Genomic DNA, 23,064 nt, shown 5'->3' on the forward strand with positions numbered 1-23,064 from the left:
AGCACGACGTTGCGGCCCTTGGGACCCAAGGTCACCTTGACGGCGTCGGCGAGCTGGTTCATACCGCGCTCGAGACCGCGCCGGGCGTCCTCGTCAAACGCGATCATCTTGGCTGCCATAAGGCTAGACCTCCCAGATGCAGGGTGGCTTGTCGTGGACCGAGCCGACGCCCGCGACGGCATGGGTCAGCATCTCCTGCGGCAGACCCCATCGTCCCGATCCGAGTGTTGGCACTCTGCTGCACAGAGTGCCAACGAACTGTTTAGCACTCTACCCTGTCGAGTGCAAGCGAGAAGCCTCCTACCGGGCCTTTCCTCCCCATATCAGCCTGTACGGCAGAGCCGTCCATCGCCGGCGGCAGGACCCCGCACCTGCGACGAGCCGCGTCCAGGCCACCGCAGGTGGCGGGATCCATACGCACGGCGAGCCGCCTCGCGCGGCTCGCCGTGACCGAGTCGACGAAAGAAAGGTGGCGGGTTCGCACGGACTGCGCTGCCGGGCGATCCCCGCCGGTGCATACCAGGGGGGTGTATCAGACCGCGCGGACGGACTCCGCTTGAGGTCCCTTCTGGCCCTGCGTGATCTCGAACTCGACCCGCTGGCCCTGTTCGAGAGATCGGTACCCGTCCATCATGATCGCTGAGTAATGGACGAATACATCCTTACCACCGTCTACCGCGATGAAGCCGTAGCCCTTGTCCGCGTTGAACCACTTGACGGTGCCCTGCGCCACTTCCGACTCCTCTTACTGGGCTTTCAGATCTCGCCCATTCCTCCGCGAGACCCGTAATCGCCGGACTTAAGGGAAAATCAGCCAGACGATCGCCCTCGACCATACCTGTGGCACGGGGTTTGGCAACAGAGTCAATCTGCAAACGATGCATTTCTTCGCAACGAAGGCGCTTCAGCGTTTCATTTGCCCTGGAAATGGAGAAGGCGCCCACTAGGGGCGCCTTCCACACGTGTGATCTATAGCACTCAGCCGCCGGCAACCGCCGGGATGATTGAGATCTGAGTGCCCTCAGGTGCCGGAGTGTCGAGCCCGTCGGCGAAACGGACGTCCTCTTCCCCAACGTAAACGTTGACAAAACGACGAATCTTGCCCGATTCATCCAGAATTCTCGCGCCGATCCCCGGGTAGTCGGAGTCGAGCTTGGCAAGCACGTCACGAAGAGTCGCGCCCTCGCCACTGACTTCGGCGTTGCCCCCGGTGTAGGTGCGCAGAATGGTGGGAATCCGCACCGAAACGCTCATGGTTTAACTCGCCTTTCCTGGTTGTCAGACAGTCGCGCGGAACGCGTCGAGGGAGGGCCGGATCACGGCCGTGGGCTGGGCGTCGTCGCTGATCGCGTCGAGCGTCTTGAGCCCGTCGCCGGTGTTGAGGACCACGGTCTCGGCCTCGGGGTCGAGCCGCCCGCTCTCGGCGAGCTTCTTCAGCACGCCCACGGTCACCCCTCCCGCGGTCTCGGCGAAGACGCCCTCCGTCGAGGCCAGGAGCTTGATCGCGGCCACGATCTCGGCGTCCGTGACGTCCTCGACGGCCCCTCCGGTGCGCCGGGCGATGTCGAGCACGTACGGCCCGTCGGCCGGGTTGCCGATGGCCAGCGACTTGGCGATGGTGTCGGGCTTGACCGGCTGCACGACGTCGTGCCCCGCCTTGTACGCGGTGGAGACCGGCGAGCACCCGGCCGCCTGCGCCCCGAAGATCTTGTACGGCGTGTCCTCGACCAGCCCCAGCTGCACCAGCTCGCGGAAACCCTTGTCGATCTTGGTGAGCTGCGAGCCGGAGGCGATGGGGATGACGATCTGCTCGGGCAAGCGCCACCCGAGCTGCTCGGCGATCTCGTACGCGAGCGTCTTGGAGCCCTCGGCGTAGTAGGGCCGCAGGTTGACGTTGACGAACCCCCACTTGTCACCCAGCGGGTCACCGATCAGCTCGGAGCAGAACCGGTTGACCTCGTCATAGGTGCCGTCGATCCCGATCAGCTTCCCGCCGAACACGCGAGCCATGGCGATCTTGGCCGCTTCGAGGTTGGCCGGGATGAACACGCACGCCTCGAGCCCGGCGCGCGCCGCCGCCGCGGTGACCGCGCCCGCGAGGTTGCCCGTGGAGGAGCAGGAAAGGGTGTGGAAGCCGAAGTTACGCGCCGCCTCGACGGCGATGGCGACGACCCGGTCCTTGAAGGAATGGGTGGGGTTGCCCGAGTCGTCCTTCACGTACAGGTTCTTGAGACCGAGTGCGCGTCCGAGGTTTCCGGCCTTGACCAGTTTGGTCCAACCCGGGTTCATATTGGGCTTACTGGCGACGTCAACCGGCACCGGGAGCAGCGACCGGTAACGCCAGATGTTGGCGGGACCCGACTCGATGTCGGAGCGGGTCACCGTACCGAAGGAATAGGCCGCTTCGAGCGGCCCGAAACACTCCAGACACGCGAAGCTCGGACCGAGCGGGTAACGCGTGCCGCACTCACGGCAGGACAGACCGACAGCAGGACCAAAGTCGAGCGACATGAAGCGAGGCCTTCCCTCATCTTCGCCTGCGGCCACCTTGACCGCAGACCGGAATTGGCACCTTGTCCCGGTCGGCCTCGCCCTGTCGCGAGTCTCAAACCGGGAGGGTTGCCGGGGCTTCGCAGGGCCGGTCCCTCCACCCCTCTGGATGAGCAATATTCAGTTGTTGAAAAGGACTCTACCCGTCGATGGGGCCCAAATGGCCACCCGTCTCAAGATGCGAGACGTGGCGTCTCAGCGATAATCATCACCCAGCACTCCCTGCACGTATTTGCGGGCCTGATGAATGCGCGACTTGGCGGTGCCCAGGGGGATGCCGAGCTGCTCGGCCACCTCGTTGTAGTCGAGCTGGACGATGTCGCGCAGCACCAGCGCCTGCGCCAGGTCGGGCTTGTCGGCCTCCAGCGCCTCCATGGCGTCGAGCAGGTCGAGCCGCGAGCCCGCGATCACGCTCACCCGCGCCACGTCGGGCTTCTGCGTGGGCAGCTCGTCCGAGGTCTGCTCGGCCGCGCGGCGTTTGAGCGACCTGTACGTGGTGCGCGCGCAGTTGGCCGTCACGATGTGCAGCCAGGTGCTGAACCGCGCCCGGCCCTCGAACCGGCCGATGTTGCGCGCCACGGCCAGCAACGTGTCCTGCGAGGCTTCCTCGGCATCCTGGTGATAGGGGAGGATCCGGGCGCAGTGTCGCATCACATCGGGCTCGATCCGCGCCAGGAGCTCGCCAAGTGCGCGATGATCTCCTCCTGCGGCCGAGCGGGCGAGTTCCTCGGTTAGCTCATCTAGCGCCATAGCTGGGATCCTATGGGCGAAGGGAGCGTAGATGAACAGCGTCCTGGTGGCCTCCAACAGAGGACCCGTTTCCTTTACCGTCTCGGACGACGGCGAGCTGACCATGAAACGCGGTGGCGGCGGCCTGGTTTCTGCACTGTCCGAGGTGGCACGGAAGGACGGCATGCTGTGGGTGTGCGCGGCGCTGTCCGACGGCGACCGCAGCGCCGTGCGCCTGGTGCCCGGCGGCCGGATCGACCACGCCGGCTACGACACGGGCCCGGTGCGCATGCTCGACATCCCGCCCGCCACCTTCCACCGCGCCTACAACGCCGTGGCCAACTCCACCCTGTGGTTCGTCAACCACCTGCTCTACGACATCCCCAACTCACCCAACTTCGGCACGAGGTTCGAGCGCGAGTGGGAGTCCTACCGCGACTACAACGGCGCGTTCGCGCTGGCGCTGGCCGAGGAGGCCGGCCACGGCGCCCGCGTCATGGTGCAGGACTACCACCTGACGCTGACCCCGGCGATGCTCCGCGCCGAGCGGCCGGACCTGCGCATCGCCCACTTCAGCCACACCCCGTGGGCGCCCCCCGAATACTTCTCGCTGCTGCCCGACGAGGTGGTCGGAGAGGTCCTGGAGGGCATCCTTGGGGCCGATCACGCCGGGTTCCTGGCCGACAGGTGGGCGCAGGCATTCATGGACTGCTGTGAAGCGCTGCTGGGCGCGGAGGTCGACCGCGTGGGCCGCAGCGTCACCCACGAGGGCCGGACCACCCGCATCGGCGTGCACAGCCTCGGCGTGGACGGCGACGCGCTGTGGGAGCGTGCCGTCGAGCCCGACGTCGAGTCACACATGACCGCGCTCAGGGAGCAGGTGGGCGACCGCCGGCTGATCGTCCGCATCGACCGCACCGAGCTGTCGAAGAACATCGTGCGCGGCCTGGTGGCCTACCGCGAGTTCCTCGCCGCGCACCCGGAGTGGCACGGCAAGGTGGTGCACCTGGCGTTCGCATACCCGAGCCGGCACGACCTGCCCGAATACCGCGAATACACCGCGTCGGTGCTGCGCTGCGCGCAGGAGATCGAGGACGAGTACGGCACCGAGGACTGGGACCCGCTGATCCTCAACGTCAACGACGACTACCCGCGTTCGCTGGCCGCGTACCGGATGGCCGACGTGCTGCTGGTCAACCCGATCCGCGACGGGATGAACCTGGTCGCCAAGGAGGGCCCGATCCTGTCCACGAGGTGCGCGCTCGTGCTCTCGCGCGAGGCGGGGGCGGCGGCCGAGCTGGGCCCGCACGCGCTCGTGGTGAACCCGTACGACATCAGCGGCACGGCCGCCGCGCTGCACGCCGCGCTCGTCATGCCGGAGGACGAGCGCCGCATGCGGCGCGACAAGCTGCACGCCGCGGCCACCGCCCTGCCCCCGCAGAAGTGGCTCGCGGCCCAGCTCGACGCGCTGGCCGAGATCTGAGCCCGGTCAGGTCCAGTCGGCGTGCTTGAGCGCGTCGGCCAGCCCCGGCGTGTTCCACTGGTCCACGATGAGGATCTTGCTCTGCGGCAGGTACCACTCGCGCTGCGTGAAGCGGAGCAGCACCTTCGTGGTCGAGCCCGAATACTTGACGCACTCCGACTTCCACGCGTTGTAGGCGGCCTTGTGCCCCGCGCCGACCTGGCGCAGACCCCTGGTGACCTTCGGGCCGATGGCCTCGCCCCACTTCCGGTTGAACGGGCACGGCTGCACGTCGCTCGCCGTGTAGAAGGGCCTCTTGCCGGTGTACGGGCCGAACCCCTCGGCGCCGCGCTTGATGGACGAGGGGCCGAGGACGTAGAAGGCGTCGCATTCGGGCGTCCCCCAGCCCATGGGCTTGCCGCACTTGCCGGTCACGATCTGGACATCGTCGCCGAAGCGGTGGACCACCCACTTGATCGGGATGTACAGGGTCAGGCCCTTGCGCAGCTTGACCGCCTGGGCGGGCGCGGCGTGGGCGGGCAGGGAGGTCGCGAGGAGGGTGGCCGCAGCCACGGCCACGGCCACGGCGGCGAGGTGTCGCTTGTGCATGCGCCCGACCCTAGGGAGCGCGACTTGCAGCTCAATCACGAACGGCTGAAAGCCGCCACAAGCTCCTCCAGCAGCGCGACGACGCCGTCGGGCCCGTCCACCACGATGTCGGCCCGCTCGGCCAGCTCGGTGACCTCCGCGGAGCCGCTGCACACGGTCACGCCGGGCAGCCCCGAGAGGCGTACGGCCTCGAACGCGGCCAGGTCGCCGAGATCGTCGCCCACGAACATGGCGGACCTGGCGGCCCGCTCGGCCAGGAACAGGCTGAGCGCCTGCCCCTTGTCCATGCCCGGCGGCCGCAGCTCCAGCACGAAGCGGCCCGGCTCGACCACCAGGCCGCGCTTGCCGGCCAGCTCGGCCAGCGGCTCGCGCAGCCTGGCCAGCGCGCCCTCCGGGTCGGAGCTGCGCCTGGTGTGCACGGCCACGGCCCGGCCCTTGTCCTCGATGGTGACGTCTCGCAGGCCCAGCGACTCGAGCAGCAGCTGCAGCTCGGCCTCGGCCTCGAGCACGCCCGGAGGCGGCGGGGGCCCGGAGATCTGCCCGGCCTCCCAGCGCTCGAAGCCGTAGTGCCCGAGCACGACCAGCCGGGGCACGTCGGCCAGGCCCGGCCCGAGCTCCAGCGCGGTGGCCGGCGGCCGGCCGGTCACGATGGCCACCGCCAGGACGTGGGCGCCGAGCTCGGCCAGCACCTCAGGCGCCTTCGGATGGATCACGGCCTCGGCGGGATCGGGCACGATCGGCGACAGGGTTCCGTCGAAGTCGAGCCCGATCACGGCGCCCGCCGGGTCGTCCAAGATCGCTTTCATTCCAGGGATGTTCCTCACGCGGCTGCCGTACCCAGCCGGTCAGGGACGCATGCCGAGTCTCCTGGCGGCGCGGTCACGCTGACGGGTGGACCGTAACCTGCGCAGCCGCTTGACCAGCATGGGATCGTGCTCCAGCGCCTCCGGCCGGTCGATCAGCTCACCGAGCAACTGGTAGTAGCGCGTGGCGGAGAACCCGAAGCTCTCCTTGATGGCCTGCTCCTTCGCGCCCGCGTAGCGCCACCATTGGCGTTCGAAGGCGAGGAGTTCGAGATCGCGTTCTGAGAGGGGTTGGCCGGACGTCTCCTGGGCAGCATTGTCACCGCTGAGCGGTGCTCCCATGGTGTCCTCCTCGGGAAAGGTGCGCGCGACGACTCCGCACGCACGCGGCCCGTGGCCAATCGTAATGTGCGAAGTGCGGCTGTTCACGACGTATTGAGAGACGTACAGTCACGAAATGTGACCTCAGTAATCACGCTCCTCACCGACTACGGACTCGAAGACGGCTATGTGGCGGCGTGTCACGGAGTGATCGCCGGAATCGCCCCCCAGGCGCGGGTGATCGACGTGTGCCACCTGATCCCCTCGGGTGACGTACGGCGTGGCGCGGCGATTCTCGCCCAGACCATTCCGTACCTTCCCGCGGGCATCCATATCGGCGCGGTCGATCCCAGCGCGGGCGGCGCCCGGCGGGCGGTGGCCGTCGAGGCGGGCGGGCGGGTGTTCATCGGACCCGACAACGGGCTGCTGTCGTGGGCCGTGCACGCCAGCGGCGGCGCCGAGGCCGCTTACGCGATCAGCAACGAGGAGCACTTCCTGCGGCCGGTCTCCCCCACCTTCCACGGGCGCGACGTCTTCTCGCCGGTCGCGGGGCGGCTGTGCGGCGGGCTGAGACCGGCGGACCTGGGGCCCGAGGTGCCGATCGGCAGGCTGGTGACGCTGCCGGCGCCGACCACGCTGCTGCGTGAGGGCTCGGTGGAGGGTGAGGTCGTCTCGGTCGACCGCTACGGCAACACCCAGCTGTCGATCGCGGTCGGGGACCTGCACGCGCTGGGCGTGCGGGTGGGCGACACGCTGGGGGTCTGGCTGGGCCGGCGGCAGCTCTCGCTGCCCTACCGGGAGACGTTCGCGGCAGTGCCGCCGGGGGAGCTGGTGGCGTTCGCGGACTCGGCGGGGCTGATCGCGATCGCGGTCAATTCCGGTGACGCAGCGCAGCGGCTGGGGCTCCCACCTGGCGCACATGTCCGACTCTCCCCTACTCCATAGGACGAAGGCGCACAGATCGGAATTACTCCGCGTATCGGTCTGTTTACCGAAGCGTCGGAAAGAATCAGCGGGCGCGTGTCAGAATGCAACGCGCGGGCGTCCCTCCCCTCCCCTCCAGAGGTCGACGTGTACCAGCTGTCCATCGTGCTGCTCTCCATAATGTCCGCGATCTGGCCCGCGCCGGAGCCGCCCGTGTCAGAGCGCTGGCACGCGTGGCCCGTCGCGCAGATCTTCCCCGCGACCCTGCCCGGAGTCAGCCCGTCGGGGGCGCGGGTCACGTACGAGCTGGCCGGGGTCGCCCCCGAGGCGCCCTGCCGGACGGCGTTCCAGCCCGCCGCCGTCCGGCGCGGCTGCCGCGTGGCCCTGCGCGCCACGTACGCCGACAGCACGCAGACGTTCGTCGCCACCGTGGGCATCGCCGTGCTCGACACGCCCGGACGCGACTACTACCGCGTGGGACGGCCCGCGACCGTGCGGCCGGTGGCCTTTCCCCGAGGGCCGGCCGAGCGCTTCGGCGAGCGGCAGTACTTCACCGGGGTGGTGCTCAGGTCCGACGAGCGCTACGTGGTGGCGACGGCCGCCGGGTACGCCGACGGCCGGCCGTACCAGCCGGGTGACCGCCTCGCGCCCCGGCTGCGCGCCACGGCGCGGCAGCTCGCCACCGAGTTGCACCGGACGCTCACCCGATGAGCAGGCTCGCCGTCGCCTTCCTCGTCACCGCGCTGGTGGTGGGAACCGTTCCGGCGAGCGCCACCGACGACGTGGGCGAGGCCGCCCGGGCGGGACAGTGGCAGCTCGCCGCGATGCGGCTGCCCGAGGCGTGGCGGTCGAGCAGGGGCGAGGGCGTGATCGTCGCCGTGCTCGACACCGGCGTGAACGGCCGCCACCCCGACCTGGAGGGGGCCGTGATCCAGGGCCCCGACCTGACCGGGACCGCCAAGGGCCTCTGGGGGCGGCACGGGACCGCCATGGCCAGCCTGATCGCCGGGCGCGGCCACGGCGACGAGCACAAGGGCGGCGTGATCGGGGTGGCGCCCGCGGCCAGGGTGCTGTCCATCCGGGTCACGCTGGAGAACGGCGACCCGCTGCGCGAGCAGCAGCGCGCCGGCGGGCGCGACGCGCTGGCCAAGGGCATCCGGTACGCGGTCGACCACGGGGCCGGCGTGATCAGCATGTCGCTGGGCGGCGGCAGCGGCGCGTGGGAGGGCTCGCCGTCGGAGGAGGAGGCCATCCAGTACGCGATCGCGCGCGGCGCCGTGCTGGTGGCCTCGTCGGGCAACGACGGCGGCACGGCCAACAGGAAGAACTTCCCCGCCGCCTATCCCGGGGTGATGGCCGTGGGGGCGGTGGACCGGGAGCTCAGGGTGGCCGCGTTCTCCAACAGGCAGGACTACCTCTCGGTGGTCGCGCCGGGCACGGAGATCGTCACGGCCGACGCGCGCGACTCGTACGTGGTGAGCGACGGCACCAGCTCGGCGGCGGCCATGGTGGCGGGCGTGGCGGCCCTGATCAAGTCCGCGTATCCCGACATGTCGCCCTACCACGTACGAACGGCCATCGAGCTCGGCACCAGGCTGCAGCCGGCCGACGGCCACAGCCCCGCCTACGGGCACGGGGTGGCCAACGCCCTGCTCGCCCTGCGGGAGGCCGCCCGCCTGGACCCGCCCGGTGCCGGCCTCGCCCACCCCGGCCCGTACTTCGGCGACGGCCCGCCGCCCGCCTCCCGGGGGCCGGTGGTGGCGTGCATGGTGATGCTGGCCGCGGCGATGTCGGCCCGCATCCTCGTCCGCCACCGCAAACGCCGCCCCTGACCCCTCCCCCCAACCGACCCTCCCCCCAAAGGATCGAAGGGGCGTCGGCGGGTCGTTACCCTAGCAAGCGCTTGTGCGATACTGGCGGCATGACGTTAGCGATCGAGGGCTGGTTCGCCATCGACAAGGACGGCGTCTTCCTCCTGGGCACCAGCTGCGCCACCTGCGGCACCGTCACCTTCCCGCCCCGTACCGGCCTCTGCCCCAACCCCCGCTGCGACGCCACCTCGATGGAGACGACCCGCCTCCCCCGCCGCGGCCGGGTGTGGTCGTACACGAACGCCTGCTACCCACCCCCCGCCCCCTACGTCGCCGCGGACCCGTACGTGCCGGTGACGCTGGCCGCCGTCGAGCTCGACGAGGTGGGGATCGTGGTGCTCGGTCAGGTCAAGGGCCTCACCGTGAACGAGCTGGAGGTCGGCATGGAGCTGGAGCTCACCTCCGGGCCGCTGTCGGACGGACCGCTGATGTGGATGTGGGAGCGGGTCTCATGAGTGTCGTGGTGCTGGGCGTCGGGATGCATCCGTGGGGCAAGTGGGGCAGGCCCTTCCTGGAGTACGGCGTCGCGGCCGCCCGCGCGGCCCTGCGGGACGCCGGGGTGGCGTGGACCGACGTGGAGTTCGTGGTCGGGGCGGACACGATCAGGAACGGCTACCCGGGCTTCGTCGCTGGCGCCTCCTACGCGCAGGCGCTGGGCTGGTCGGGCGCCAGGATCGCCTCCTGCTACGCGGCCTGCGCCTCCGGCGCCCAGGCCGTGGACATCGCCCGCACGCGCATCCTCGCGGGCCTGTGCGACGTGGCGCTGGTGGTCGGGGCGGACTCGACCCCGAAGGGCTTCTTCAAACCGGTCGGCGGCGACCGTCCCGACGACCCCGACTGGCTCCGCTTCCGCCTGCTGGGCGCCACCAACCCCGCCTACTTCGCCCTGTACGCCCGCAGGCGCATGGCCGTGCACGGCTCGACCCCGGCCGACTTCGCCGCCGTCAAGGTCAAGAACTCGCGGGCCGGTTCGCTCAACCCCATGGCCCGCTACCGCAAGCCCGTCACCGCCGAGGAGGTGCTGGCCTCGCCGCTGGTCGCCGACCCGCTGCGCCTCATGGACATCTGCGCCACCTCGGACGGAGGCGCGGCGGTGGTCCTGGCCTCGGAGTCCTACGCCCGCCGCCGGGGCCTGCGGGCTCCGGTACGCCTGGCCGCGGTCTCCACCGTCACCCCGACCTTCCCCAGCACGATCCTGGAGCTGCCGAACTTCGCCACCGACTCCCGCACCGCCGTACCGGCCCCTGAGAGGCCCTTCAGAGCGGCGATCGCACACGCGGCGTACGAGGAAGCAGGGGTGGGACCTGAGGACGTCTCACTGGCGGAGGTGTACGACCTCTCGACGGCCCTGGAACTGGACTGGATGGAGGACGTCGGCCTGTGCCCGCCCGGGGAGGCGGCCAAGCTGCTGCACGACGGGGCGACGGGGCTCGGCGGCCGGATCCCGGTCAACCCCTCGGGCGGCCTGGCCTCCTTCGGCGAGGCGATCCCGGCCCAGGCGATCGCCCAGCTCTGCGAGCTGACAATGCAGCTGCGGGGCGAGGCCGGCGACCGCCAGGTGCCCGTAGCCCGCGTCGGCCTCGCCGCCAACCAGGGCCTCTTCGGCCACGGCTCCGCGCTGATCGTCACCACGTAGAAACGCGAAGACCCTCCGGGGAGCTCCCTCGGAGGGTCTTCGGAGGTGCGTCAGCCCACGTGCACCACGTCGTGCGTCTCCGCGAAGTGACAGGCGCTCTCGTGCCCGGTACCCGGACGGATCTGCAGCAGCGGCTCCTCCTCGGCGCAGATCTCCTGCGCCTTCCAGCACCGCGTACGGAACCGGCATCCCGACGGCGGGTTCGCCGGGGACGGCGGGTCGCCCTGCAGGATGATCCGCTCCCGCTGCTCCCGGCCCTCCGGGTCGGGCACCGGCACCGCCGAGAGCAGCGCCTGAGTGTACGGGTGCGCGGGCTTGTCGTAGATCTCGGTGTCCTTCCCGAGCTCCACGAACTTGCCCAGGTACATCACGCCCACCCGGTCGGAGATGTGCCGCACCACCGACAGGTCGTGGGCGATGAAGATGTACGCCAGGTCGAACTCGTTCTGCAGCCGCTCGAGCAGGTTGATCACCTGCGCCTGGATGGACACGTCCAGGGCCGACACCGGCTCGTCGCAGACGATGATCTCCGGCTGGAGCGCCAGCCCTCGGGCGATGCCGATGCGCTGCCGCTGTCCACCGGAGAACTGGTGCGGGTAGCGGTTGATGTGGTCGGGGTTGAGCCCGACGACCTCCAGCAGCTCCTGCACCTTCTTGCGGCGGTCGCCGCGCGGCGCCGCCTCGCTGTGGATCTCGTACGGCTCGCCGATGATGTCGCCGACGGTCATCCGGGGGTTCAGCGAGGTGTACGGGTCCTGCATCACCATCTGGATGTTGCGGCGCATCCGCTTGAGCTCGCCGCCCTTGGCCCTGCCGATGTCACGGCCGTTGATCTGCACCGAGCCCGAGGTCGGCCGCTCCAGCGCCATCAGCACCTTGGCGAGGGTGGACTTGCCGCAACCCGACTCGCCCACGATGCCCAGCGTCTCGCCCTTGTGCAGGTCGAACGACACGCCGTCGACGGCCTTGATCGCGCCGATCTGCCGCTTGAAGACGATGCCCTGGGTCAGCGGGAAGTGCTTGACCAGGTCCCGAACCTCGAGGATGCGCTCACCGATCGCCATCGAGGACCTCCCTCCAGTAGTGGCACGCGCTGCCTCGGGTGCCGCTGATCTCGTGGAGCGGGGGGGCGTCGGTCACGCAGTCGTCCTGCCGGTAGGGGCACCGGGGGTGGAACGCGCAGCCGGACGGCAGGTCGAGCAGGTTGGGCGGCAGGCCCTTGATCGCGTACAGGTCCTGGCCCTTGAGGTCGACCCGGGGGATCGACTCCAGCAGACCCTTCGTGTACGGATGCGCGGGGCCCTTGTAGATGTCGTGCACGGGGGCCTTCTCCACGATGCGACCCGCGTACATGACGGCGATCTTGTCGGCCACGTCGGCCACGACGCCGAGGTCGTGCGTGATCAGGATCAGGCCCATCTGGCTCTCGCGCTGCAGCTCGGCCAGCAGCTCCATGATCTGGGCCTGGACGGTCACGTCGAGCGCCGTGGTCGGCTCGTCCGCGATCAGCACCTCGGGGTCCAGCGCGATCGACATCGCGATCATGATGCGCTGGCGCATGCCCCCGGAGAACTGGTGCGGATAGTCGTTCACGCGCTGCCTGGCGGCCGGGATGCGGACCCGGTCCATCAGCTCGACGGCCTTCTTCATGGCGTCGCGCTTGGACATGCCGCGGTGCACCCGGAACATCTCGCTGATCTGCCAGCCCACGGTGAACACCGGGTTGAGCGCGGAGAGCGCGTCCTGGAAGATCATCGCGATGCGCTGGCCGCGCACCTGCGTGCGCGCCTCCTCCGACAGCCTGAGCAGGTCGGTGCCCTTGAAGCGGATCTCCCCCTTGGGGATGACCGCCGGCGGCATGTCGAGAATGCCCATGATCGCCTGCGCGGTCACGGACTTGCCCGAACCCGACTCGCCCAGCACCGCGAGCGTCTCACCGGGGCTGACCGTGTAGCTCACGCCGTTCACAGCGCGTACGACCCCGGCACGCGTACGGAACTCCACGTGCAGGTTGTCGACAGCGAGCAGCGGTTGGTCGCCCAGCCCTCCCTCGGCGGGCAACACATCCGTTGACGTCTTCTTCACTTGATCCCCCCTTCTACCTGAGCTTCGGGTCGAGCGCGTCGCGTACGGCGTCGCCCATCATGATGAACGCCAGCACCGTGATGCTGAGGAACACGGCCGGGAACACCAGCGGCAGCGGCGCCTCCAAGAACCTGATGCGCGCGTCGGCGATCATCAGACCCCATGAGATGTCCGGCGACTGGACACCCACGCCCAGGAACGAGAGCGCGGCCTCGGCGGCGATGAAGCCACCCAGGTTGATCGTGGCCACGACGATGACCGGCGCCAGCGAGTTGGGCAGCAGGTGACGGAACATGATCCGCCCCGCGCTCGCTCCCAGCGCCCTGGCCGCGACCACGAAGTCCTGGTTCTTCGCGGTGATCACGGCCGCCCGCATGATGCGGAACGTCATCGGCCAGCCGAGCACCGCCAGCGCGAGGATGACCAGCATGATGCTGTTGGCCCGGCCGCGGAAGGTGGCGGCGATGAGCAGCGCGCCCAGGATCGGGGGGATGGCGAAGAAGATCTCGGTGACCCGCGAGGACACCGTGTCGACCACGCCGCTCCGGAAACCGGCGATCAGGCCGAGCAGACCGCCGACCACCGTGGTGATGATCGTGGTGAACACGCCGATCACGATCGAGTTGCGGGCGCCGTAGATCGTCCTGGCGTAGACGTCGCACCCCAGGCTGTCCTTGCCGAACAGGTGGCCGGCGCTGGGCGCCTGCCTGGCCGTGGACAGGTCACAGGTCCTGGCGTTGAACGGGTCGATCGCCGTGAACAGCGACGGCAGGAACGACATGACGAGCAGGACCAGGATGATGAGCACCGAGATGATGAACATCGGCCGGCGCCTGAGGTCGTACCAGGCGTCGCTCCACAAGCTCGCGGGCTTGCCTTCCTTGCCCTTCTTGCCCTGTGGCGTGGGCGCCGGGTCGGTAACCGTGTCCGTGACCAGTGTCTGCGTCTCCGGGAGCCCGGGCCCGACCGGCGGGATTGGGTTACTCATAGCGGATCCTCGGGTCGAGCACGGCGTACAGCAGGTCGACGACCAGGTTGGCCAGGATGTAGATCAGCACCAGGACGGTGATGATCCCCACCACAACCGGTTGTTCTCGCAAGTAAACCGACTGGAACAGCTGATTTCCAATCCCCGGGAGATTGAAGATCGTCTCGGTGATCACCGCGCCGCCCATCAGGTTGCCGAGGTCGGCGCCCAGATAGGTGATCAGCGGGATCAGCGCGTTACGCAACCCGTGCCGGCCGATGACACGCCGTCGCGGCAGGCCCTTGGCCGTGGCCGTTCGGATGTAGTCCGCTCTGAGCGTCTCCACCAGGCTGGTTCTGGTGAGCCTGGTCAGGTACGCGATCGACGTCCCCGCGAGCACGAAGCCGGGCAGCAGATAGCTGCGCCAGCCCGCGAACGTGCCCGCCACCGGGAAGATGTCCAGCCCGGTCCACAGCTTGAGCTTGACGCCCAGGACCAGCTGCAGCACGAAACCGGTGACCAGCGTGGGCACCGAGATGAGCAGCAGCGTGGAGGCCAGGATGGCGGTGTCGGTGGCCTTGCCGCGGCGCAGCGCCGCCCACAGGCCCAGGCCGACGCCGATGAGCGCCTCCATCACCAGGGCGGTCAGCGCGAGGTTCAGGGTGACCTGGAACTTGCCGGCCATGACCTGGGACACGGGGACGTCGGCGAAGTTCACGCCGAAGTCACCGCGGAAGAGCACGCCGCTGATGTAATACCAGTACTGCAGCAGCAGCGGATCGTTGAGGTGATACTGCTCGCGCAGGACCTCGGCGACCGCGGGGTCCGGGCGCTTGTCTCCGAACAGCGCCGCGATGGGGTCCCCTGGCAGTGCGAAGACAATCATGAAGATGAGTAGCGTGGCGCCGAGCAGGACGGGTATCGCCTGGATCAAGCGCCTGATGACATAACGGCCCATACAAGCCCTCCGGTACATGACTTGGAGGCAGCCCCCGGAGCCCGTGGTTCACCCGGCTCGAGTGGCTGCCTCCAAGCTCAGCCCTCCGGCGGGTGGACGGCAAGAGCCGTCCACCGCGCGAATGAACGTCAGGCCTTCTCGATGTCGACCCAGTTAACCTGGTTGAGCAGGTTGAGCTTGACGTTCTTCACCTTCGAGGAGTACCCGAAGTTGCTCCGGTAGAAGTAAACCGGGATGTACGGGAGGTCCTTGATGAGGATGTCGTCGGCCTGCTGGTAGAACTTCAGGCCTTCGGCGGCGTCCGCGGCCTGGTCACCCTTGGAGACCAGCTCGTCGAACGCCTTGTTGGAGTAGCCACCGTAGTTCGAGCCGGTGCCGATGGAGCCGGTGCCGAAGATCGGGGTCAGGTAGTTCTCAGCCGACGGGTAGTCGATGGACCAGCCCATACGGAAGAGGCCCTTGTACTCCTTGGCGTCCAGGGCGTCCAGGATGCCCTGGAACTTCTCGAACGGCTTCGGCGTGACCTCGATGCCCAGGTTGGCGCGGAGGTTGTTGGCGACAGCCTCGATCCACTCCTTGTGGCCACCGTCGGCGTTGTAGCCCAGCTCGATGGTCTTGGGGCCCTTGGCGGCGTCGTACAGCTTCTTGGCCTCGGCCGGGTTGTACGTGCACGCGTCGCAGGCGCCCTGGCGGTAGCCGGGGATGGCCGGGTTGATGAAGTCGTCGGCGGGGGCGCGGGTGCCGGAGAAGACCGTCTCGGTGATGGTCTTCCGGTCGATGGCCAGCGAGATGGCCTTGCGGACCTGCGGGTCCTTGAACTCGGGGTTGTACTGCAGCGGGACGCCGATGTAACCCACGGCGGCGTCGGGCTCGTCGTGGTAGCGGTCGCCGAGCACGGACTTGGCGGTGGCGATCGTCGACGGCGGCAGCGAGTCGTGGATGTCCAGGTTCTCGGCCTGCAGGTCGTTGAACGCGGTCTCCGAGCTCGTGTAGACCTTGAACTGGAGCTTCTTCCAGTTCTTCGGCTTGGCGCCCGTGAACTTGTCGTAGACGGTCAGGTCGATGGTCTGGTCGGTGCCCTTCTTGTAGGGCTTGTCGAGCTTGAACAGGCCCTGGCCGGTCGGCTGCTCGCCGTAGGCCTGCGTCACCTTGCCGTCGGCGCCGAGGGCCGTCTTCGGCATCGGGTAGAACGCGGTGTAGCCCAGCATCGTCTTGAACTGCGAGAACGGCGCCGAGAGCGTCACCTCGAGCGTGGAGTCGTCGACGACCTTGAGACCCTTCATCTCCTTGGCCGTCGGCGTCTTGCCCTCACCCGGGTGGACGTCGGCGTAGCCGTCGACGCGCCCGAAGAAGTAGGACGAGCTCATGGCGTTGTCCTGCAGGGCCGCGTAGTTCCACGCGCGAGCGTAGTCGGCGGCGGTAACCGGCGTGCCGTCGTGCCACGTGTAGCCGGACTTGAGCTTGATCGTCCAGACCTTGCTGTCCGACGTCGTGATCGACTCGGCGGCTTCCTCGACCGGCTGCTTGTTCTCGTCGTAGCGGACCAGCGGGGAGAACACTGCGGCGAGGACCTCGGACCCCTCGGTCTCGGTCGTGTTCTGGGGGTTCAGGAGCTCCTGGGGCTCGCCGATCTCCATGCGGACCGGCGTCTCCCCGCCGCCTCCGGCAGCAGTGCCGCCACTGTCAGAGGCGCCACCGCCACACGCGGCAACCGCGAGGGCGAGCAGCGCGGTACCGGCGACGATCTGTGCGCCCTTAGTAACACGCATGGTGAAAGAATTCCTCCCTCTACAGGTGGGCGTTAGCGCTGAGCTGCGGTGATCGTGAGCAGCCTGACGGGGGGATCCTGGTTTTCCCCCCGGGTTTGGCTGACATGGTCAAACCAGCCGACGCCCTGCCAGTCGATCGCGACTATCCCTTACTACTTGCCACCAGGGAGTCTCTGGCGCGTTGCAGTTCGGTCACACGTGTGCCAATCCAGCGTCACAGACATTTAGCCCAACAGGCAACAAATCGTACAGAGCCCGTGTAACCGGTACGGCCGGGACGTGAACAGACGATGAAAATTACCCTCTACATGAGAGTGGTCGCGCCCTTCCCAGCGCACCGCGCCGCGCTGGGCTACGGTTGAGCAGGTCTTGACGGCACCTTGGGAACCGAGCGTCCCGAGACTCCGTCCAACTGACGCTGCCGCCAACCCGCGCGGCAGGCACCCCACCGACCGGGATCCAATAGAGTCCTTGCCATGAGCCAGCCGGAATCCGCTGTCGCGGACGCCCAGGCGGGCGGCCGAAGCGGGCAGGAGCCGCTGGCCAAGCTCGCCAAGAGATACGGACTTCGCCGTGCCATCGCGCGGCCGAGGTTCCCTGTCTACGTGCGCCAGCTCTGGGAGCGGCGACACTTCATCCTGACGTACGCGACCTCGCGCAACGTCTCGAAGTACACCAGCTCGGCTCTCGGCCAGCTCTGGCAGGTGCTGACCCCCCTGCTCAACGCCGGCATCTACTTCCTGATGTTCGGCCTCATCCTCGGCGGCAGCAAGAACATCCACAACTACACGGCGTTCCTGCTGACCGGGATGTTCGTCTTCACCTACACGCAGCGCACGGTCACCGCTGGCGCCAAGTCGATCTCGGGCAACCTGTCGCTCATCAGAGCGCTCCACTTCCCCCGCGCCTCGCTGCCGCTGGCCTACACGATCCAGGAGCTCCAGCAGCTCGCCATCTCCATGGGCATCCTGCTCGTCATCGTGATGCTCACCGGCGAGGGGCTCAACTGGTTCTGGCTCATGATCCCCGTGGTGCTGCTGCTCCAGACGATGTTCAACATCGGTGCCGGCCTGATCGTCGCCCGGCTCGGCGCCTCGATGCGCGATCTCAACCAGTTGCTGCCGTTCATCACCCGCACCTGGCTCTACGCCTCCGGCGTGTTCTTCTCGATCCAGGACAAGGTCGTCGGCTCCGCCGGGCTGCCCCAATGGGTGGCCAATGTGATGTACATGAACCCCGCCGCTTCCTACATCGAATGGATGCGCGAGATCCTCATCTCGACCCACAATCCGCAGTTCGGCCACCACCCCCCCACCATGGTGCTGGCGTCCTGCGTATTCTGGGCGGTGTTCGCACTCGGCTTCGGCTTCTGGTACTTCTGGCGGTCCGAGGAGAGGTACGGGCGTGGCTGAACTTACCAAGGAGCTGTCACAGGTGAAGGGCGAGAAGCCCGCCGTCACCGGCAAGGATGTGAGAGTGCATCCCGATCCGGAGCCTCAGGGCAAGCGGCCACTCGACGTCCCCACGGGCACTCCGACCGTCATCGTCGACGATCTCCACATCGTCTACCGCGTCTACGGCGCGGCCTCCGACGCCGAGAAGGGCAACGCGGTCAACGCCCTCACGCGCATCCTCAGGCGCCAGGGCCGCCCGCAGATGAAAGAGGTCCACGCGGTCAAGGGCGTGACCTTCGTGGCCTACCACGGCGACGCCATCGGCATCGTGGGCCGCAACGGCTCGGGCAAGTCCACGCTGCTGCGGGCCATCGCGGGCCTCCTCCCGCCGCACAAGGGCGCCGTCTACACCGACGGCCAGCCCTCGCTGCTCGGCGTCAACGCGGCCCTCATGCGCGAGCTCACCGGCGAGCGCAACATCGTGCTCGGCTGTTACGCCATGGGCATGACGCCTGCCGAGGTCCGCGAGAAGTACCAGGAGATCGTCGACTTCTCCGGCATCGACGAGTTCGTCCAGCTCCCCATGTCCACCTACTCCTCCGGCATGGGCGCCCGGCTCCGCTTCGCCATCTCCTCGGCCAAGACCCACGACGTCCTCCTCATCGACGAGGCCCTGGCCACGGGCGACCGCGAGTTCCGCAAGAAGAGCGAGGAGCGCATCCGCCAGATCCGCGAGTCCGCCGGCACGGTCTTCCTCGTGGCCCACGACCTCAAGGTCATCGAGGAGACCTGCAACCGCGTCATCTGGCTGCACAAGGGCAAGATCAAGATGGACGGCGACCCGAAGGAAGTCATCGCCGCCTACAACAAGGGCTGACCTCTCTCACGGCGCGACCGCCGCCGCTCACGGCTCGGAGCCTCCCCCCGCTCCGGCCCGATGCCTTGCCGGGTTACGGCCACAAACACCGACATCCACGCTTTTCGCTGTTGTGTGCGAAACGCGCGCGACTGCAGTGGCAAATGACTGACAGCGAGCCTGCCGTTCCGATAGGATTCGAACGTCAATTCGATCCGAGGTACGCTGATGGAGTGGGAGCGCGCGATGGTGGAGCTTTCGACCGCGATCGACCACCTGGCCACCGAGGACGTGGCCGAGATTCCCCGGATACAGCTCGCCGAGCAGCTGCTGGAGCTGCACTGGCAGATGGCCAGGCTGCAGGCCCAGATAGCGCGTCGCACCGGCGTCCGCCTGCCCTGAGCCCTCCGACCGGCCCGTAATCCCGACAATCACCCACTCCGCAGACCATGACCCACCGCCCCTCTTGGACGGTTGAGAGCACGCCGTAACGGCGGCCGGCCCCGTGCGGGTCAGCGGGCGTCACCCTGGAGGCGCTCAGCCACGTGCGGCGGGTGGCGCCGCCCGTGCTCCGCCGTACAAGATGGGGGTTTCGCCGGCCCCCGGGCAGCGCAAAAGAACGGCCCCCGCAGCCAGCGCATGAAAAAGCCGCCGACCCCAGATACCGGGGTCGGCGGCGGGCTCGTGCGACGCCGCTGCCCTGCAGTGGCGGCGCGCTGCGCGAGCCAGGGCGTGGGCGCGTCCGCCCAGGCCCGTCATGAGACCTGCCCGCTTGCGCGGGGTCTCGCCACCCACGCGCGCCAGTGCCGTCGGCGCTCGGCACCTGTGAGCGCCCTGCCGGCCTGCCGCGTCGGTGCGAGAACGTCCCCAGTCAGCCCCCTGCCGGCCTGCCGCGCCGGAGCGCCGGTGTTCCCAGTCAGCCCCCGCCGACCTACCGCACCAGAGTGACGGCACCGGGCCTGCCGGGCGGGAACGGGCGGCACGCGGACCGCCGTTCCAGCACATCGGCACGCGACGCGCCACGTCGCGGCGACGACACCGGACCTGCCGCGCCAGAGCGCCGGCAGCCGTCCGGCCCGGGAAAGGGAACACGCCGTTCAGGGAACAGCTGAGGCGCGCGAACGGGACCGCTTCGCAGCCGGTACGGCCGGTTCATGGGCGTCGGCACCTAGGACGCCCGCGAACCGTCATCCCGGCCCTCGGCGAGCCGCCGCTCTACGGCGCCTCGATCGCGTCTAGTCGCGAATCCAGGAGTCCCGCACCGAGCTCGTCAGCGAGTCGGTGGACCATCCGAGCGCGGTCAGCACGTCACCGTAGGTGCCGGTGGCCTTGGTGCCGTTGGCGGACACGACGCCCGAGGTGTCCTCGACGAGCGGCGTGAGCTCGTCCATGGAGGCGGCCTGCGCGGTGCTGGGCAGCGCCTCGATGACCGGAGCCATCTCGACCGGCGCGACCTGGCCGATCATCGGCGACAGCCGGCCGCTCGCGGCGTGCGGCAGGGCCCGCCGGGCCGCCTCGCCGAGGCCGGCCACGATCGACTCGGCCGACAGCGTCTCGACGCCCTTGCTGGTGCCGCTCATGGTCTTGGCCGTGGCCGCGCTGGTGTTCAGCAGGCTGGATCCGGTGCCCGGCAGCACGCTGTTGTTGTTCAGCTTGTTCATCGCGTCGCCGAAGGACGTGTCGAGCAGGCCCGTCGTCGCGTCGTATGCGCCGCGCAGGGTGTCTCCCTCGCTCACGACCTGGCCGCCGCCCTGCTTGCCGGACTTCACCGAGGTCGCGACGGGCTGTGCCATGCGTGCCGCCCCCGACAGGACGGGCACGGGCAGGGACTCGGTCAGGCCCCCGCCGCCGAGCGAGAACCCGCCGACGATCGGCGACAGCTCCGGCAGCGGACCGCCGAAGTTGGTGACGTCCTCGGCCGCGTTCGGCGTGGTGGAGTACCTCTGCCGGTTCTCTGCTGCGATGTCCCGCTCGACGTCCGTCATCGGACGGCTGGGCTGTGCCGCGGACTTGCCCTGAAGGCCGCCGCCCAGCAGCCCGTTCAGCTGGCCGCCGCCGATCAGCCCGCTCAGCAGGCCGTCGTTCAGCAGGCCGCCGCCCAGCAGGCTGTCGAGCGGGCTGTTGGTGCCGCCCCCGTCGCTCCTGACGCCGTTGTTCCCGACTTCCGCTTGTGCCGGCACGGCCAAAGCCGCCGCCAGGCCGAATACTGTGACGGCGACAGCCGCCTTGACTACTCGATTCATGATTGCCTTCCCGGCTCGTGATCGATCGCTCTCGAATGCGGTGGAAATGCGAATCGATAACCCCCGAAAGCCGTGGCGGGCGCGCTATGGGCACCACACGAAGCGTGCCGTCACGGCTGAGCTACGCCAGCAGTTCTACCACTCGCAGTGATCGGCCGCAGGCGCATGAAAGCCCATGTAGCAGGGGTTTGCAGGCCGGTTACCGAGTAAGGGGAGAGCGTTGAGCGGGGAGACAAAACGGGAAATAGACGGGTCTAGTTTCCGATATTGTGCGCGCTCGGTTCGGCATCACGAGCGCGTCGGTTCGGATCGCGTACGGGGAAGCTTTGGATCGCGTACACGAAAACTTGGAGCGGATCCTGGGAAATTTACGTCCCCGGCGGCCCGTGAACAAAGGGTCGCGAAAACAAATGTCACGGGCCGCGGGGGCGGATTTTCGGTCGCGTGGGCGCGGACGACCGGTCAGACGGGCAGCAGCGCGTCGGCGGGCTCGAACGGGAATCGTTCGGCGAAGGCCGGGCGCAGATCCGTCAGCCAGACCGCCGACGGGTCGTAGCGCGCGAAGAACGGCCGCCCCACGAGTGAGGGGTCGCGCGCCTGGATGAAGTGGAGCATGAACACCTGCTCGCCCGCGATCTCGGTGACGCCGTCGACGCACACCTTGCCCGGCGTGGCCGACATCGACGGCCCGCGGACCGTGCGGCAGAGCCCCGAGACGGTCGAGTACGCGTCCCTGAAGACCTCGTAGGCGCGCGCCAGCGGCACCGCGAAGTAGTCCTGGGGCCCGGTGTCGCGCTCGATGAACATGTAATACGGAATCATCCCCATCCGGTGTTGCCGCCGCCACATGTGCGACCACACGGCCGGATCGTCGTTGATCGACCTGATCAGCGGCGCCTGGGTCCTGATGGTGGCCCCGCTGCCGAGGATGCGCTTGACCGCTGACTCGACCAGCGGCGACTCCAGCTCGCGCGGGTGCGAGAAGTGCGCCATGAACGCGAGGTTCTTGCCCGCGTTCACCACCTCCTCGAACAGCCCGAGCGTGGCGTCGGCGTCAGGGTCGGTGGTGAAGCGCTGCGGCCAGTAGGCCAGCGCCTTGGTGCCGATCCTGATGGACTCGAGCTGCTCCAGGTCCAACAAAGGCTCGATATATCGCCTGATGACGGGCTCGCCCATGATCATCGCGTCGCCGCCGGTGATCAGGACGCTGGTGACCTCGGGATGCTGGCGAATGTAGGCCACCATCTGGCCGATGTCGTCGGAGGCGAACTTCAGGTCCGCGTCCCCGACGAACTGCGCCCATCTGAAGCAGTACGTGCAGTACGCGTGACAGGTCTGCCCCTGCTTGGGGAAGATCAGCGCGGTCTCTGAATATTTGTGCTGCATGCCGGGCACCGGCTCGTCGCCCATACTCGGGACGTTGAGCTCCTTCTGGCCGGCGGGGTGCGGGTTGAGCTGGGCACGTACCCGGTTCGCCTCCGCCTGGATCTCGACGTTCGGCGCCTCGGCCTTGAGCAGGTCCGCCAGCCGGGCCACGTCGGTCGCGGGAAGCATGTCCTCCTGCGGGAAGACGAGCCGGTAAATCGGGTCGTCGGGTGCGGCCGACCAATCTATGAGTTCATCGACGACGTAGGCGTTGGTCCGGAACGGCAGCACAGTGGCGACGGCGCGGACCTTCAGCCGCTCATCGTCGCCGAGCCCCGCACGCTTCAAGAGCTCGTCGAGGTGCTTGGACGTGTACGCCTTGAAGCGTCGCGTGCCAGCTTGGTTCAAGATCACTAGGCCGTTCCCATCTTTTTTGTTCGATCGCGTGTAAACCTCACGACCTTGTCGCGCGTCTACGGTTCTTAATACCCGGACGCTGTCAGGCACGTCAGCGGTTCCGCT

At 68.5% G+C, this 23,064-nt stretch carries 23 protein-coding genes and 1 riboswitch; of the genes, 9 read left to right on the forward strand and 14 right to left on the reverse strand.

The window, feature by feature from the left end; translation table 11 throughout:
• Positions 1-532: 532 nt before the first annotated feature.
• The 4 genes from ACIHFD_RS64710 to ACIHFD_RS64725 form a co-directional block, all read right to left on the reverse strand.
• The gene (locus ACIHFD_RS64710) at positions 533-733 is read right to left on the reverse strand and encodes a cold-shock protein (RefSeq protein WP_068927743.1); all 201 of its coding nucleotides are present in this window, start codon (positions 731-733) and stop codon (positions 533-535) included.
• Positions 734-978: 245 nt separating this feature from the next.
• The gene (locus ACIHFD_RS64715; RefSeq protein ID WP_185068974.1) at positions 979-1,254 is read right to left on the reverse strand and encodes a MoaD/ThiS family protein; all 276 of its coding nucleotides are present in this window, start codon (positions 1,252-1,254) and stop codon (positions 979-981) included.
• A 24-nt stretch (positions 1,255-1,278) separates the two neighbouring features.
• Positions 1,279-2,511, reverse strand: coding sequence for a threonine synthase (thrC, locus tag ACIHFD_RS64720; RefSeq protein ID WP_350742605.1), 1,233 nt, complete (start codon positions 2,509-2,511; stop codon positions 1,279-1,281).
• Positions 2,512-2,524: 13 nt separating this feature from the next.
• A riboswitch (SAM riboswitch) is annotated at positions 2,525-2,666 on the reverse strand.
• 79 nt (positions 2,667-2,745) lie between these two features.
• A complete protein-coding gene (locus ACIHFD_RS64725) occupies positions 2,746-3,300 on the reverse strand; it encodes an RNA polymerase sigma factor (RefSeq protein ID WP_319719563.1) in 555 nt (184 codons plus the stop codon).
• Between the two features lie 31 nt (positions 3,301-3,331).
• On the opposite strand from ACIHFD_RS64725, the gene ACIHFD_RS64730 reads away from it, so the two are divergent.
• A complete protein-coding gene (locus ACIHFD_RS64730; RefSeq protein ID WP_355212764.1) occupies positions 3,332-4,762 on the forward strand; it encodes a trehalose-6-phosphate synthase in 1,431 nt (476 codons plus the stop codon).
• Positions 4,763-4,768: 6 nt separating this feature from the next.
• On the opposite strand, the gene ACIHFD_RS64735 is transcribed toward ACIHFD_RS64730, so the two are convergent.
• The 3 genes from ACIHFD_RS64735 to ACIHFD_RS64745 are packed head-to-tail and all read right to left on the reverse strand — an operon-like array spanning position 4,769 to position 6,495.
• Positions 4,769-5,350: a hypothetical protein gene (locus ACIHFD_RS64735; RefSeq protein WP_397375423.1), complete on the reverse strand. Its 582-nt coding sequence runs from the start codon at positions 5,348-5,350 to the stop codon at positions 4,769-4,771.
• A 35-nt stretch (positions 5,351-5,385) separates the two neighbouring features.
• Complete coding sequence (gene otsB, locus ACIHFD_RS64740) at positions 5,386-6,156, reverse strand: trehalose-phosphatase (RefSeq protein WP_397375424.1); 771 nt, start codon at positions 6,154-6,156, stop codon at positions 5,386-5,388.
• A gap of 39 nt (positions 6,157-6,195) precedes the next feature.
• Entirely contained in the window at positions 6,196-6,495 is a 300-nt protein-coding gene (locus ACIHFD_RS64745) for a DUF3263 domain-containing protein (protein ID WP_350742598.1), read from the reverse strand.
• A 117-nt stretch (positions 6,496-6,612) separates the two neighbouring features.
• On the opposite strand from ACIHFD_RS64745, the gene ACIHFD_RS64750 reads away from it, so the two are divergent.
• The 5 genes from ACIHFD_RS64750 to ACIHFD_RS64770 all read left to right on the forward strand — a co-directional run bounded on the left by ACIHFD_RS64750 (position 6,613) and on the right by ACIHFD_RS64770 (position 10,905).
• On the forward strand, positions 6,613-7,419 hold the full coding sequence (locus ACIHFD_RS64750; protein WP_397375425.1) for an S-adenosyl-l-methionine hydroxide adenosyltransferase family protein: 807 nt from the start codon (positions 6,613-6,615) through the stop codon (positions 7,417-7,419).
• A 75-nt stretch (positions 7,420-7,494) separates the two neighbouring features.
• Positions 7,495-8,109, forward strand: coding sequence for a hypothetical protein (locus ACIHFD_RS64755; protein WP_355212758.1), 615 nt, complete (start codon positions 7,495-7,497; stop codon positions 8,107-8,109).
• Positions 8,106-9,230 (forward strand): S8 family serine peptidase, encoded by a 1,125-nt coding sequence (locus ACIHFD_RS64760; protein WP_397375426.1) that lies wholly within the window; start codon positions 8,106-8,108, stop codon positions 9,228-9,230. Before ACIHFD_RS64755 ends, ACIHFD_RS64760 begins: the two co-directional genes overlap by 4 nt.
• A gap of 89 nt (positions 9,231-9,319) precedes the next feature.
• Positions 9,320-9,724, forward strand: a complete 405-nt coding sequence (locus ACIHFD_RS64765) for a Zn-ribbon domain-containing OB-fold protein (RefSeq protein ID WP_397375427.1) — start codon at positions 9,320-9,322, stop codon at positions 9,722-9,724.
• Positions 9,721-10,905 carry a lipid-transfer protein gene (locus ACIHFD_RS64770; RefSeq protein WP_397375428.1) on the forward strand — a complete coding sequence of 395 codons (1,185 nt, stop codon included), beginning with the start codon at positions 9,721-9,723 and terminating at the stop codon, positions 10,903-10,905. The genes ACIHFD_RS64765 and ACIHFD_RS64770 overlap by 4 nt, the downstream gene beginning before the upstream one ends.
• A gap of 50 nt (positions 10,906-10,955) precedes the next feature.
• Here ACIHFD_RS64770 and ACIHFD_RS64775 read toward each other — a convergent pair whose 3' ends face one another.
• From ACIHFD_RS64775 to ACIHFD_RS64795, 5 genes are all read right to left on the reverse strand, one after another.
• Positions 10,956-11,969 carry an ABC transporter ATP-binding protein gene (locus ACIHFD_RS64775; protein ID WP_397375429.1) on the reverse strand — a complete coding sequence of 338 codons (1,014 nt, stop codon included), beginning with the start codon at positions 11,967-11,969 and terminating at the stop codon, positions 10,956-10,958.
• Positions 11,956-12,990, reverse strand: a complete 1,035-nt coding sequence (locus ACIHFD_RS64780) for an ABC transporter ATP-binding protein (protein WP_350742584.1) — start codon at positions 12,988-12,990, stop codon at positions 11,956-11,958. Before ACIHFD_RS64780 ends, ACIHFD_RS64775 begins: the two co-directional genes overlap by 14 nt.
• Before the next feature lie 13 nt (positions 12,991-13,003).
• Complete coding sequence (locus ACIHFD_RS64785; RefSeq protein WP_355212750.1) at positions 13,004-13,978, reverse strand: ABC transporter permease; 975 nt, start codon at positions 13,976-13,978, stop codon at positions 13,004-13,006.
• Entirely contained in the window at positions 13,971-14,933 is a 963-nt protein-coding gene (locus ACIHFD_RS64790) for an ABC transporter permease (RefSeq protein ID WP_364266557.1), read from the reverse strand. The genes ACIHFD_RS64785 and ACIHFD_RS64790 overlap by 8 nt, the downstream gene beginning before the upstream one ends.
• Positions 14,934-15,043: 110 nt before the next feature.
• Complete coding sequence (locus ACIHFD_RS64795; protein WP_397375430.1) at positions 15,044-16,684, reverse strand: ABC transporter substrate-binding protein; 1,641 nt, start codon at positions 16,682-16,684, stop codon at positions 15,044-15,046.
• 476 nt (positions 16,685-17,160) lie between these two features.
• On the opposite strand from ACIHFD_RS64795, the gene ACIHFD_RS64800 reads away from it, so the two are divergent.
• From ACIHFD_RS64800 to ACIHFD_RS64810, 3 genes are all read left to right on the forward strand, one after another.
• Positions 17,161-18,096 (forward strand): ABC transporter permease, encoded by a 936-nt coding sequence (locus ACIHFD_RS64800; protein WP_397375431.1) that lies wholly within the window; start codon positions 17,161-17,163, stop codon positions 18,094-18,096.
• A complete protein-coding gene (locus ACIHFD_RS64805; RefSeq protein WP_397375432.1) occupies positions 18,089-18,955 on the forward strand; it encodes an ABC transporter ATP-binding protein in 867 nt (288 codons plus the stop codon). Before ACIHFD_RS64800 ends, ACIHFD_RS64805 begins: the two co-directional genes overlap by 8 nt.
• Before the next feature lie 207 nt (positions 18,956-19,162).
• Positions 19,163-19,336 carry a hypothetical protein gene (locus ACIHFD_RS64810; RefSeq protein WP_192788369.1) on the forward strand — a complete coding sequence of 58 codons (174 nt, stop codon included), beginning with the start codon at positions 19,163-19,165 and terminating at the stop codon, positions 19,334-19,336.
• An 833-nt stretch (positions 19,337-20,169) separates the two neighbouring features.
• Here the strand turns inward: ACIHFD_RS64810 and ACIHFD_RS64815 are convergent.
• Positions 20,170-21,177, reverse strand: coding sequence for a hypothetical protein (locus ACIHFD_RS64815; protein WP_397375433.1), 1,008 nt, complete (start codon positions 21,175-21,177; stop codon positions 20,170-20,172).
• A gap of 462 nt (positions 21,178-21,639) precedes the next feature.
• A complete protein-coding gene (locus ACIHFD_RS64820; protein WP_397375434.1) occupies positions 21,640-22,956 on the reverse strand; it encodes a KamA family radical SAM protein in 1,317 nt (438 codons plus the stop codon).
• Between the last annotated feature and the right edge of the window lie 108 nt (positions 22,957-23,064).

Source organism: Nonomuraea sp. NPDC051941 (assembly GCF_044593615.1).